Consider the following 12594-nt stretch of genomic DNA (forward strand, 5'->3'; position numbering starts at 1 on the left):
CGTGTCCGGGATGTACGGCATCCCGGCTCCGGCCGGGCCGACTGCGGTACGCGTCCGTAACGTGACCACGCCGAATCTGACACTTGTTAGAGAAAGCGTCAATAGGGCGGTCCGCGACCGGGAGACGGGCGGCCCCGTAACTCTCAAGAAGGGTGTCCCCCTACGGGCCCGTACATCTGAGGTCTGAGGCGAAGACGGCTCTGAGGTCTGACGATGTCCGTGGCGTGCGTCACTACATTCGAAGCTGTGACTGTGATCGCGACCGAAAGCCTGAGCAAGCGGTTCCCCCGGGTGACCGCGCTCGACCGGCTGTCCGTGGACATCGGAGCCGGTGTGACCGGACTCGTCGGAGCCAACGGCGCCGGCAAGTCCACGCTCATCAAGATCCTGCTGGGTCTCTCGCCCGCCACCGAGGGCCGCGCCGAGGTGCTCGGCCTCGACGTGGCCACCAAGGGCGCCGCCATCCGCGAGCGGGTCGGCTACATGCCGGAACACGACTGCCTGCCGCCCGACGTCTCGGCCACCGAGTTCGTCGTGCACATGGCCCGTATGTCCGGCCTGCCGCCCGCCGCCGCGCGCGAGCGCACCGCGGACACCCTGCGCCACGTCGGGCTGTACGAGGAGCGCTACCGCCCCATCGGCGGCTACTCCACGGGCATGAAACAGCGCGTCAAACTCGCCCAGGCCCTGGTGCACGACCCGCAGCTCGTCTTCCTCGACGAGCCGACCAACGGTCTCGACCCGGTCGGCCGCGACGAGATGCTCGGCCTCATCCGCCGCATCCACACCGACTTCGGCATCTCGGTCCTGGTCACCTCCCACCTCCTGGGCGAACTGGAGCGCACCTGCGACCACGTCGTGGTCGTCGACGGCGGCAAGCTCCTGCGCTCCAGCTCCACCACCGACTTCACCCAGACCACCACCACGCTGGCGATCGAGGTCACCGACACCGACGACCACCCCGACGGCACCCGCGCGGTCCGCGACGCGCTCCACGCGCGCGGGGTGGAGATCGTGGAGTCCGGCGCGGGCCTGCCCGGTGCCGGCCACATCCTCCTGCTGACCGCCCAGGGCGAGGACACCTACGACCTCGTCCGCGACGTGGTCGCCGACCTCGGCCTCGGCCTGGTCCGCATGGAGCAGCGCCGGCACCACATCTCCGAGGTCTTCACCGACACCGCGGACAGCCGGACGACAGACGGCGACACCACCAGGAAGGAGGCCGTCGGCCATGGCGGTTGACCAGCCCGTCACCACCCCCGCGGGTGACCAGACCCGCATCCACAACATCGGCTACCGCAGCTACGACGGCCCCCGCCTCGGCCGCGCCTACGCCCGCCGCTCCCTGTACTCGCAGTCCCTGCGCGGCGCCTACGGCCTCGGCCGCTCGGTGAAGTCCAAGGTGCTGCCGATGCTGCTGTTCGTGGTGATGTGCGTGCCCGCGGCCATCATGGTCGCCGTCGCGGTCGCCACGAAGGCCAAGGAACTCCCCGTCGACTACCCGCGCTACGCGATCATCATGCAGGCCGTCATCAGCCTGTACGTCGCCTCGCAGGCGCCCCAGTCCGTCTCCCGCGACCTGCGCTTCAAGACCGTCCCGCTGTACTTCTCCCGGCCCATCGAGACCGCGGACTACGTACGCGCCAAGTACGCGGCACTGGCCTCGGCGCTGTTCATCCTCACCGCCGCCCCGCTGCTCGTGCTCTACATCGGCGCGCTGCTGGCCAAGCTCGACTTCGCCGACCAGACCAAGGGATTCGCTCAGGGACTCGTCTCCGTGGCACTGCTCTCACTGCTCTTCGCCGGCATCGGCCTCGTCATCGCCTCGGTGACCCCCCGCCGCGGCTTCGGCATCGCGGCCGTCATCGCCGTCCTGACCATCTCCTACGGCGCCGTCTCCACCCTCCAGGCCATCGCCGACTCCCAGAACAGCACCGACGCCGTCCCCTGGATCGGACTGTTCTCGCCGGTCACGCTCATCGACGGCGTCCAGTCCGCGTTCCTCGGCGCCGCCTCGGCCTACCCCGGCGCCGCGGGCCCGAGCACCGGTGAGGGCGTCGTCTTCGTCCTCGCCGTCCTCGGTCTGATCGCCGCCAGCTACGGCCTCCTGATGCGCCGCTACCGGAAGGTGGGCCTGTGACCACGCTCCACATCGACCATGTCTCCCGCTGGTTCGGCAACGTGGTCGCCGTCAACGACATCACCATGACCATCGGCCCCGGAGTCACCGGTCTGCTCGGTCCCAACGGCGCCGGAAAGTCCACCCTCATCAACATGATGGGCGGCTTCCTCGCCCCCTCCACCGGCACCGTCACCCTCGACGGACAGCAGGTCTGGCGCAACGAGGACATCTACCGGCACATCGGCATCGTCCCCGAGCGCGAGGCGATGTACGACTTCCTCACCGGCCGCGAGTTCGTCGTCGCCAACGCCGAACTGCACGGCCTCGGCGACAAGGCCGCCCAACGGGCCCTGGCCACCGTCGAGATGGAGTACGCGCAGGACCGCAGGATCGCGACCTACTCCAAGGGCATGCGGCAGCGCGTGAAGATGGCGAGCGCCCTCGTCCACGACCCCTCGCTGCTCCTGCTCGACGAGCCCTTCAACGGCATGGACCCCCGCCAGCGCATGCAGCTCATGGACCTGCTGCGGCGCATGGGCGACGAGGGCCGCACGGTGCTGTTCTCCTCGCACATCCTCGAAGAGGTCGAACAGCTCGCCTGGCACATCGAGGTCGTCGTCGCCGGACGGCACGCGGCCAGCGGTGACTTCCGCAAGATCCGCCGCCTGATGACCGACCGCCCGCACCGCTATCTGGTGCGCTCCAGCGACGACCGCGCCCTCGCGGCCGCGCTGATCGCCGACCCGTCGACCTCCGGTATCGAGGTGGACCTGGCGGAGGGCGCGCTGCGCGTCCAGGCCGTCGACTTCGGCCGCTTCACGACCCTGCTGCCGAAGGTCGCCAGGGACCACGGCATCCGGCTGCTGACGGTCTCGCCGTCCGACGAGTCCCTTGAGTCCGTGTTCTCGTACCTGGTCGCGGCGTAGGAGGCCGAAGATGTACGACCCCACAGTCGCCCGGCTCACCTACCGGGCCCTGCTCGGCCGCCGTCGGGCCCTCATCCTGGGCGCCCTGCCCCTGCTGCTGATCGCGATCTCCGTGGTCGTCCGGGCCCTGACCGGCGCCGACGACCAGACGGCCGCCGACCTGCTGGGCGGTCTCGGGCTGGCCACGATGGTGCCGATCATCGGTGTCATCGCCGGCACCGGCGCGATCGGCCCGGAGATCGACGACGGCTCCGTGGTCTACCTGCTGTCCAAGCCCATCAAACGGCCGACGATCATCTTCACCAAGCTGATCGTGGCGATCGCGGTGACGATGGTGTTCTCGGCCCTGCCGACGCTGATCGCCGGTTTCATCCTCAACGGCAACGGCCAGCAGATCGCCGTGGCCTACACGGTCGCGGCCCTGGTCTCCTCCATCGCCTACGCGGCCCTGTTCCTGCTGCTGGGCACGGTGTCCCGGCACGCGGTGGTCTTCGGGCTCGTCTACGCCCTGGTGTGGGAGGCCCTGTTCGGCTCCCTGGTGCCGGGCGCGCGCACCCTCAGCGTCCAGCAGTGGTCGCTGGCCGTCGCCCACAAGGTGGCCGGCGGTGACCTGGTCACCTCGGACGTCGGACTGACGACGGCGACGGTGCTGCTGGTCGTGGTGACCGTCCTGGCCACCTGGTACGCGGGACAGAAGCTGCGGGCGCTGACCCTGGCGGGCGAGGAGTAGAAGGGGAGGGGCGTGGAGCCGCCGTCGCTCTTGACGGGGGCTTCACCTCCCTCCGGGCACACTGGGCCGAAGGATTACGGCCCATCAGGAGGGCAGGAGGCCGGGGATGGCAGACCAGACGTCACAGCGCGGCGGGCGCGAGGAATCGGGCGACGAGGCCTGGGACGACCTCGTCCTGGACGAGGACTTCGTCCGGGCCGCCGAGACGTCCGAGCCGTCCGCGCGGGCCCGGATGCTCGCCGCACGCTGGCGGGCCCAGGAGCCCGAGCCGCAGCCGTGGCGCTCCGACGAGCCGCCCGCCGGCTGGTTCTTCAGCAAGGCCCGGCGCCGCAGGTGGCGCCGCCGGTAGCACACCTGTTTTATTCGGTGGCGCCCAACTCCTCCGCCGGGCAGAGTGGTTGTCGTCCACCACGAGCTGGGAGAGGAGCGGGGCGATGTCCATGCACGGCAGTACGTCCTGCTCCCGACAGGGCAGCCGGCGACGGGCTTCGGAGTAGTTACCCCTCCATGAAGCCCCGGTCGCACGGGGAGCTGCCCGGGGCGGCCGCTTCGAGCACGCGATGTCGCTCTCGCGTGGGCCGCCCACCCGGAGGATTGGCCGAGTGGTAAGGCACCGGTTTGCTAAACCGCGGTCGGGGGTCATACCCCGCGCACGTTCGATCCGTGCATCCTCCGCAAGACATTGAACACAGGACGAGTGGACCCACCCAGGGGCGCGGGGCTGTATCGATTTGCGGCTCCGCCGCGTGGGCGCGACCGGCCACGACGGCCCCGCACCCGAACCCCGACCTCAGCCCAGCAGACGCTCCAGCACCACCGCGACGCCGTCCTCGTCGTGGGAGGACGTCACCTCGTCGGCGACGGCCTTCAGCTCCTCATGGGCGTTGGCCATGGCCACCCCCCGCGAGGCCCAGGCGAACAGGGGAATGTCGTTGGGCATGTCGCCGAAGGCGATGGTCTCGGCGGCCTTCACGCCCAGTCGGCGGGCCGCCAGGGAGAGCCCCGTCGCCTTGGACAGCCCCAGGGGCAGCAGCTCCACGATGCCCGCACCGGCCATCGCCACGGTCACGAAGCCGCCCGCGGCCCGGCGGGCGGCATCCGCCAGCTCGTCGTCCGTGAGCGTCGGATGCTGGATGTAGATCTTGCTGAGCGGGGCGACCCACAGATCGGACGCGTCCGTGAACGGGGTCGAGGGCAGTTTGCCGGTGACCGAGTAGCCGGGCCCGACCAGCACATCGCCGTCCAGCCCGTCCCGGCTCGCCGCCAGATACAGCGGGCCGACCTCCGACTCGATCTTCGCGAGGGCCACTCCGGCGAGCTGCCGGTCCAGGGTCACGGAGGTCAGCAGGCGGTGCGCACCGGCGTCGTACACCTGTGCGCCCTGGCCGCAGACCGCGAGGCCCTCGTAGCCGAGGTCGTCGAGGATGTGCCGGGTCCAGGGGACCCCGCGCCCGGTGACGACGATGTGCGCCGCGCCCGCCGCGGTGGCGGCGGCGAGCGCGTCACGGGTGCGTCGTGAGACGGACTCGTCGGAGCGCAGGAGCGTTCCGTCGAGGTCGGTCGCGATCAACCGGTAGGGGAACCCCCCGGAGAAGGACGCGGTGCTCACTTGGCGGTCGGCTCCAGGACCTCTCGGCCGCCGAGGTAGGGGCGCAGCACCTCGGGCACCCGCACCGAACCGTCGGCCTGCTGGTGGTTCTCCAGGATCGCGACGATCGTGCGCGGGACGGCGCACAGGGTGCCGTTCAGCGTGGCCAGCGGACGGACCTGCTTGCCCTCGCGGACGCGGATCGACAGCCGGCGGGACTGGAACTCGGTGCAGTCCGAGGTCGAGGTCAGCTCGCGGTACTTGCCCTGGGTCGGGATCCAGGCCTCGCAGTCGAACTTGCGGGCCGCCGAGGCACCGAGGTCACCCGTGGCGACGTCGATCACCCGGAACGGCAGCTCCAGCGAGGTCAGCCACTGCTTCTCCCACTCCAGCAGACGCTGGTGCTCGGCCTGCGAGTCCTCGGGGGAGACGTAGGAGAACATCTCGACCTTGTCGAACTGGTGGACCCGGAAGATGCCCTTGGTGTCCTTGCCGTGCGAACCGGCCTCGCGGCGGAAGCAGGGCGAGAAACCGGCGTAGCGCAGCGGGAGGCGCTCGGCGTCGATGATCTCGTCCATGTGGTACGCGGCGAGCGGCACCTCGGAGGTCCCGACCAGGTAGAGGTCGTCCTTGTCGAGGTGGTAGACGTCCTGGGCCGCCTGGCCGAGGAAGCCGGTGCCCGCCATCGACTGGGGGCGGACCAGGGCCGGGGTGAGCATCGGGGTGAAGCCGGCCGCCGTGGCCTGGGCGATCGCCGCGTTGACCAGGGCCAGCTCCAGCAGGGCGCCGACGCCGGTCAGGAAGTAGAAGCGGGAGCCGGAGACCTTCGCGCCGCGCTCGACGTCGATCGCGCCGAGGATCTGGCCGAGCTCCAGGTGGTCCTTGGGCTCGAAGCCCTCGGCGTCGAAGTCGCGGATCGTGCCGTGCGTCTCGAGGGTGACGAAGTCCTCCTCGCCGCCGACGGGCACGCCGGGGTGGACGAGGTTGCCGAGCCTGAGCAGCAGTTCCTGGGTCTCGGCGTCCGCCGCGTCCCGGTCGGCGTCGGCCGCCTTGACGTCGGTCTTGAGCTGCTCGGCGCGCTTCAGCAGCTCGGCCTTCTCCTCGGGGGAGGCCTTGGGGATCAGCTTGCCGAGCGACTTCTGCTCGTTGCGCAGTTCGTCGAAGCGGACGCCGGACGACCTGCGCCGCTCGTCGGCGGACAGGAGAGCGTCGACGAGCGCGACGTCCTCTCCACGGGCGCGCTGGGACGCGCGCACACGGTCGGGGTCCTCACGGAGCAGGCGAAGGTCAATCACGCGGTCAAGGCTACCGGTGTGTGGTTGCGGCTCACGACTCGCTATTCCGAACCGCGCGCCGTACGTTCCGAATCGTGGCTTACGTTCCGTTGTGGGGTAATTGCCGAGCGTGTCAAGGAAAAGTGTCTCATTCCCTGGGACGGGGCAGGTGGTGGGCGTCGCGTTGACTCGACTTCCTTGTGCGGGCCCGAACTTGGGGGCGGAGTGGGGAGCGGAGTTGTCCACAGGGATCCACACCCCGAGTGAGTTATCCACAGGGTGTGCGAAAGGTCTGTGGACATCGGAATGGATCATTCCAAGTCGCCTCGGTGATACGAGGAATTCCCGTTCCCGGTGCCCTTCGCCCCCACTTTCGAGTGGAAATGGGTCGCCCCAAAGGATTGATCGAAGGAAACGGGTGGACGAAGGGTGATGTGTGCGGCTGTGGGCGCGCTTAAGCGCTCCAGGGCGATTTGTCGACTGGATGACGCTTCGATGTCGACTTGTCCCCAGGTCGAGAAGCCCACCTGTGGATAACTTCTGTGGATAACAGGGCGGGGCTAGAAGCGGCCGTCCTGGCAGCGCGCCACCCAGTCCGCCGCCGCCACGAACTCCCCGTCCGAGGTGCCCGTCAGCGGAGCCGGTACGTCCGCCACGGTCACGTCCGCCCGCGGGTACGAACCGAGGAAGCGCACATCGCGGCAGATCCGCTTCAGCCCCATCAGCGCGTCCGCCACCCGGCGGTCGGTGATGTGCCCCTCCGCGTCGATGCAGAAGCAGTAGTTGCCGATGCCCGCGCCCGTCGGCCGGGACTGCAGCACCATGAGGTTGACGCCACGGGTGGCGAACTCGCCCAGCAGATCGCGCAGCCCGCCGGGGTGGTCGTCGCGCTGCCACAGCACGACCGACGTCTTGTCCGCGCCCGTCGGCGCCGCGGGCCGGGCGGGCCGGCCGACGAGCACGAACCGGGTCTGGGCGTTCTCGGCGTCGTGGATCCCGGTCTCCAGGGCCACCAGGCCATAACGGGCGGCCGCGAACTCGCCCGCGAACGCCGCGTCGTAACGGCCCTCCTGGACCAGCCGTGCGGCGTCCGCGTTCGAGGCGGCGGACTCCCAGACGGCGTCGGGGAGGTTCGCCCGCAGCCAGTTGCGCACCTGCGGCTGGGCGGCCGGATGCGCGGAGACCGTCTTGATGTCCGACAGTGAGGTGCCCGGCCGGACCAGCAGCGCGAAGGTGATCGACAGCAGCACCTCGCGGTAGATCATCAGCGGCTCGCCCGCGACCAGCTCGTCCAGGGTGGTGGTGATGCCGCCCTCGACCGAGTTCTCGATCGGCACGAACGCGGCCTCGGCCTCACCGCCGCGCACCGCGTCGAGCGCGGACTGCACGGACACGTACGGGACAAGCTGCCGGGTGGCGGTCTCCGGAAGCGTACGCAGGGCGACCTCCGTGAAGGTGCCCTCGGGGCCGAGATACGCATAGCTCGCTGGCATGACCTCACCCTAATGGCCCTCGCGACCCCGGCGGCCCCGGAGCGGACCGTCTCACCCTTCCAGCAGGGCCTGTCCCACGTACTCCCCCTCCGCCGCACCGCCCGGCACCGCGAAGAGGCCGCTGGACTCATGGCGGATGTACTTCGACAGCGCGTCCCCGCGGTCCAGCTTCCGCTGGACGGTGACGAAACCGCGCAGCGGGTCCGCCTGCCAGCAGACGAACAGCAGACCCGCGTCGGGAGTGCCGTCCGCGTCGATGCCGTCGTGGTACGAGAAGGGCCGCCGCAGCATGGCCGCCCCGCCGTTCTGGTCGGGCCGGGTGATCCGGGCGTGCGCGTTCAGCGGGACGACCAGATCGCCCTTCGCGTCGGTCTTCTCCAGGTCCATCGCGGTGGTCTCGTCGCCCCCCGTCAGCGGCGCCCCGTTGGACTTGCGCCGCCCGATCACCTGCTCCTGCGCCGTCAGCGAGAGCTTCTCCCAGTCGTCGAGCAGCATGCGGATACGGCGTACGACGGCGTAGGAGCCGTTCGCCATCCAGGCGGGGTCCTTGGCGCTCTTCGCCGGGACGAAGACGCGGGTGTCGAAGTCGGACTCGGTCGGCTTGGGATTGCGGGTGCCGTCCATCTGGCCCATCAGGTTCCGGGCCGTCATGGGATGCGCGGTGGCGCCCGGCGTGCGGTTGAAGCCGTTCATCTGCCAGCGGACCTTCGCCGCGCTGCCCGCGTCCTTCTGGACCGCGCGCAGGGCGTGGAAGGCCACCAGGGCGTCGTCCGCACCGATCTGCACCCACAGATCCCCGTTGCTGCGGGCCTTGTCGAGGTGGTCGGAGGAGAAGTCGGGCAGCGGGTCCAGGGCGACCGGGCGCTGTTTCTCCAGACCGGTGCGGGCGAAGAAGCTGTTGCCGAAGCCGAAGGTGATCGTCAGCGAGGACGGCCCCGCGTCCCGGGCGATGTCCGTGTCGTCGTGCGGGGCCGCCTCGCCCGCCATCAGCCGGCGGGCCGTCTCCGACCAGCGGCGCAGCAGCGCGGCGGCCTCCTTGCGGCCCGCACCGGCCGCCAGGTCGAAGGCCACCAGATGCCCGCGCGCCTGGAGGCCCTGAGTGATGCCGGGCTGATGTTTCACGTGAAACGGGACATGCCCGGCGCCGATCGAGGACAGCGGGGTCGCCGCGGACGGCGCTGCCGCGTAGCCGGCGGTGGCCCCCGCCGTACCGAGCACCAGCCCGGTGGCCCCTGCGGTGCCGAGCAGTCGGCGTCGGGTCAGCCGGGCGGCCCCCTCCTGCGAGGAGGTGACCTCCGGCTCCTGGACTTCGGTGGTGGACTGGTCAGGCATGGTGCGGTTCAGCCGATCTGCGCGTTCTTGGAGACGGTCACCTGGTCGATGTCGGAGGTCCGCACGGTGACGGAGACCTTCCATTCGCCGGCCATCGGGATCTGCACCCCGTTCGCCGCCCAGTGGCCGGTGGTGATGTGGTCGGGGACGACGGGCAGCGGCCCGATGCTCTTCGCTTCGAGGGTGAAGGCGACCTTCACCTCGGGGACGTCGAAGCCGCGGCCGTTGGGCCTGGTCACATAGACGTGCATCTCGTTGGCGCCCGCCCGGGCGGGGTTGAGATCCACGCTGACGACGCCCTTGCCGTCGGCGCCCCCGGTGTCGAAGGACATGTCCAGCGTCAGGGCACCCGAGGTGGAGTCCGACGAGGCGGCCGAGGAGGCGGACGAGGTGGCCTTGGCGGCCTCCTGCTCCGTACGGCCGGGTTCGGTCGAGGTCAGCGCGGTGGTGACGGCGAGGAGCACGAGGGCGACACCGGTCTCGGCGAGGACCGAGCGGCGCAGCCTGAAGCGGTTCGGGTCGCCGTTCCGCAGCCGCTTCTCCCGCGCGGTGTCCACGGCGGCGCGCTGCCGGGCGAGCTGCGCGGCACGCCGGGAGTCACCGGAGTCCTCCACGTCACCGGCCCCCTTGGAGCCCGTGGCCGCCTCCGAGCCCTTGGCTCCCGCCGGCGCGGTCACGGGGTCCTTCGCGGGCAGCTCCTTCTCGATTCCCTCACCGACGACCGCCGTGTCCCCCAGCCGTGCCGTCCACCGCCGGGAGATCCAGGCGATGCCGACGAGCACCGCCACCAGGCAGATCTTCACCAGGAGCAGTTGGCCGTAGCGGGTGTCCGTGAAGGCCGACCAGGAGCCGAGCTGCCGCCAGGACTGATAGACGCCGGTCGCGACCAGGGCGATGACACTGCCGAAGGCGACCTGGGAGAAGCGGCGGACCGCGCCGGCCTCGACGGGCCGGTCCGCGGGCGCCCGGTAGAGGGCGACGAGCAGCGCGGAGAGTCCGCCCAGCCAGGCGGCGACCGCCAGCAGGTGCAGGATGTCGACGGGCATCGCGATGCCCGGCTGCAGCCCGGTCGAGGCGTGCTCGGCCATGGCCCAGCTCGCGGCGAGCCCGGCGGCCACCACCGTGCCGCCGACCGCCAGCCCGAAGGTGAGGTCCCGCTTCTCCTCGTCCTCCCGCTTGTCGTACGCGCCGAACAGGACGGCGATGAACAGCGCGGCAGCGGCGAGCAGCAGCAGCCGGGAGACGAGGGCCGCACCCGTCTTGGTCTGCAGGACCTGTCCGAGCAGCTCCAGGTCGAAGACGTCGCCGACCTTCCCGGAGCCGGTGTAGGAGCCGCGCAGGAGCAGCAGGAACAGCGTGGCCGCGGTCATCACGAGCCAGCCGGAGACCACCAGCCGCTGCAGGGCCCGTACCCCGGTGCCGCGCTGCCAGCAGGCCAGCACGAAGGCGGCCCCGCCGACCATCACGATGAACCCGGCGTACGACATGTACCGGCCGAACCCGTAGAGCCCGCCGACGACCCCGCCGCCGGCCGCGGTGTCGGAGACCGAGACGCTGGTCTTCGAGGGGGAGCCGATGGAGAAGGTGTAGGCGCCGGCGACGGGATGGCTGTCGGCGGACACCACCTGGTACGTCACGGTGTACGTGCCGTCCGGCAGCCCCGAGTGGAGCTGCACGGCGTACGAGGTGCCGCTGACGTTGGACGGCTTGCCCTCGTCGACCTCGGCGCCCTTGGGGTCGAGGACGTGCAGCGAGTCGTCGTTCATGGAGACGGTCTCGGAGAAGGTCAGCGTCACCTGGGTGGGTGCCTTGTCGACCACCACCCCCTGCGCGGGGTCGCTGCCCGTCAGCGCGGCGTGCGCGGAGGCCGGTCCGGCGCCGGCGAGAAGCGCGCCGGTGACCGCCAGGAACAGCAGCACGATCATCCGGACGCGGGGGGCGATGGTCTGCCTCACGGTGGTCCTTCCCTCAGTGTCCGGTCTTGGGGCTGTACACGGCCGACTCCACCGGGATCTCGACCTTCAGCGGGCCGGACTCGGCGAAGTGCAGTTCGACGTCGACCGTCTCGCCCTGCACCGGCTTGCGCTTCAGCTTCTCGAACATCAGATGGTTCCCGCCGCTCTTGAACACGAGTTGACCGTGCGCGGGCACCTCCAGCGAGGTGACCTCCTCCATCGAGGACCCGACGGTCTCGTGGAGGGTGACGCTGCCCGCGACGGCACTCGTGACGGAGGTCAGTTCGTCCTTCGCGTCACCCTTGTTGACGACGGTCAGGAAACCGGCGGCCATCGTGTCCGAGACGGGCTGCGGTATGTAGGCGGCGTCCACGGACAGATCGGCCTTGCCGTCGGAGCCGCAGCCCGCGAGCAGGAACGCTCCGGCGATCACCGCGGAGGTGGCCGCCGCGCGGTACCTCACGGGTTCTGCCCCTTCATGATCTTGGGCAGGTCCTTGGTGTAGTCGTCGACCGTGGCGTCCTCGCCGTACAGCAGATAGCCGCCGTTCGTCTTCGGCGAGAAGGCGATGACCTGGGTGCCGTGGGTGGAGACCATCTTGCCGTTCTTGTCCTTGTGCGGCGGCTCGACGGAGATCCCGACGGTCCGGGCGGCGGCCTGGATGGTGGCGAACTTGCCGGTGAGGCCCACGACCTGCGGGTCGATGCCCTTGAGCCACTTGCCGAGCGCGGCCGGGGTGTCCCGGTCCGGGTCGGTGGTGACGAACACCACGCGCAGCTCGTCCTGGTCGGCCCGGGAGAGCTGCTTCTTGGCGACGGCGATGTTGCTCATCGTCAGCGGACAGACGTCCGGGCAGTTGGTGTAGCCGAAGTAGATCAGCGTGGGGTGGCCGTCGGTCTCCTCGCGGAGGTCGTAGGCCTTGCCCTGGGTGTCGGTGAGGACCAGGTCCGGCTTGGTGAAGGGCTGGTCCAGCACGGTCGCGGCCTGCTGCTTGCCGTTCTCCTCGGAGACGGCGGCGACGGAGGTGTCGGCGCTGTCCCCGCTGCCGCAGGCGGACAGGGTGAGAGTGGCGGCGGCGAGCAGCGCGGCTGCGGCGAACGTCTTCTTGCGCATAGAGAAATGTCCCAGATGTAGGAACTCCGGCACGCACCGGGGCCGTGCGTCAGTGCGGCGG

At 70.3% G+C, this 12594-nt stretch carries 12 protein-coding genes and 1 tRNA gene; 6 read left to right on the top strand and 7 right to left on the bottom strand.

Annotated features, from left to right (window positions below; translation table 11 throughout):
* The first annotated feature begins 252 nt into the window (after positions 1-252).
* The 6 genes from OG852_RS24600 (at position 253) to OG852_RS24625 (ending at position 4453) form a co-directional block, all read left to right on the top strand.
* On the top strand, positions 253-1242 hold the full coding sequence (locus OG852_RS24600; protein WP_133911304.1) for an ABC transporter ATP-binding protein: 990 nt from the start codon (positions 253-255) through the stop codon (positions 1240-1242).
* Positions 1232-2140, top strand: a complete 909-nt coding sequence (locus tag OG852_RS24605; RefSeq protein ID WP_330348971.1) for an ABC transporter permease — start codon at positions 1232-1234, stop codon at positions 2138-2140. The genes OG852_RS24600 and OG852_RS24605 overlap by 11 nt, the downstream gene beginning before the upstream one ends.
* Positions 2137-3048, top strand: a complete 912-nt coding sequence (locus tag OG852_RS24610) for an ABC transporter ATP-binding protein (RefSeq protein WP_133911178.1) — start codon at positions 2137-2139, stop codon at positions 3046-3048. The genes OG852_RS24605 and OG852_RS24610 overlap by 4 nt, the downstream gene beginning before the upstream one ends.
* Before the next feature lie 10 nt (positions 3049-3058).
* Positions 3059-3778: an ABC transporter permease subunit gene (locus OG852_RS24615; RefSeq protein WP_133911179.1), complete on the top strand. Its 720-nt coding sequence runs from the start codon at positions 3059-3061 to the stop codon at positions 3776-3778.
* A gap of 106 nt (positions 3779-3884) precedes the next feature.
* Positions 3885-4127: an SGM_3592 family protein gene (locus OG852_RS24620; protein WP_133911180.1), complete on the top strand. Its 243-nt coding sequence runs from the start codon at positions 3885-3887 to the stop codon at positions 4125-4127.
* A 239-nt stretch (positions 4128-4366) separates the two neighbouring features.
* Positions 4367-4453: transfer RNA gene (locus tag OG852_RS24625), tRNA-Ser, on the top strand.
* Positions 4454-4568: 115 nt separating this feature from the next.
* On the opposite strand, the gene OG852_RS24630 is transcribed toward OG852_RS24625, so the two are convergent.
* The 7 genes from OG852_RS24630 to OG852_RS24660 all read right to left on the bottom strand — a co-directional run bounded on the left by OG852_RS24630 (position 4569) and on the right by OG852_RS24660 (position 12533).
* Positions 4569-5387, bottom strand: a complete 819-nt coding sequence (locus tag OG852_RS24630; RefSeq protein ID WP_133911181.1) for an HAD family hydrolase — start codon at positions 5385-5387, stop codon at positions 4569-4571.
* Entirely contained in the window at positions 5384-6661 is a 1278-nt protein-coding gene (gene serS / locus OG852_RS24635; protein ID WP_133911182.1) for a serine--tRNA ligase, read from the bottom strand. The genes OG852_RS24630 and serS overlap by 4 nt, the downstream gene beginning before the upstream one ends.
* 539 nt (positions 6662-7200) lie before the next feature.
* On the bottom strand, positions 7201-8133 hold the full coding sequence (pheA, locus tag OG852_RS24640) for a prephenate dehydratase (RefSeq protein ID WP_133911183.1): 933 nt from the start codon (positions 8131-8133) through the stop codon (positions 7201-7203).
* 51 nt (positions 8134-8184) lie between these two features.
* A complete protein-coding gene (efeB, locus tag OG852_RS24645; RefSeq protein ID WP_330348972.1) occupies positions 8185-9465 on the bottom strand; it encodes an iron uptake transporter deferrochelatase/peroxidase subunit in 1281 nt (426 codons plus the stop codon).
* A gap of 8 nt (positions 9466-9473) precedes the next feature.
* A complete protein-coding gene (locus OG852_RS24650) occupies positions 9474-11420 on the bottom strand; it encodes a copper resistance CopC/CopD family protein (protein WP_133911185.1) in 1947 nt (648 codons plus the stop codon).
* A gap of 13 nt (positions 11421-11433) precedes the next feature.
* Positions 11434-11883: a copper chaperone PCu(A)C gene (locus OG852_RS24655; protein WP_133911186.1), complete on the bottom strand. Its 450-nt coding sequence runs from the start codon at positions 11881-11883 to the stop codon at positions 11434-11436.
* Positions 11880-12533, bottom strand: a complete 654-nt coding sequence (locus tag OG852_RS24660; RefSeq protein WP_133911187.1) for an SCO family protein — start codon at positions 12531-12533, stop codon at positions 11880-11882. The genes OG852_RS24655 and OG852_RS24660 overlap by 4 nt, the downstream gene beginning before the upstream one ends.
* Between the last annotated feature and the right edge of the window lie 61 nt (positions 12534-12594).

Source organism: Streptomyces sp. NBC_00582 (assembly GCF_036345155.1).
In the GTDB taxonomy this organism is placed as follows: domain Bacteria; phylum Actinomycetota; class Actinomycetes; order Streptomycetales; family Streptomycetaceae; genus Streptomyces.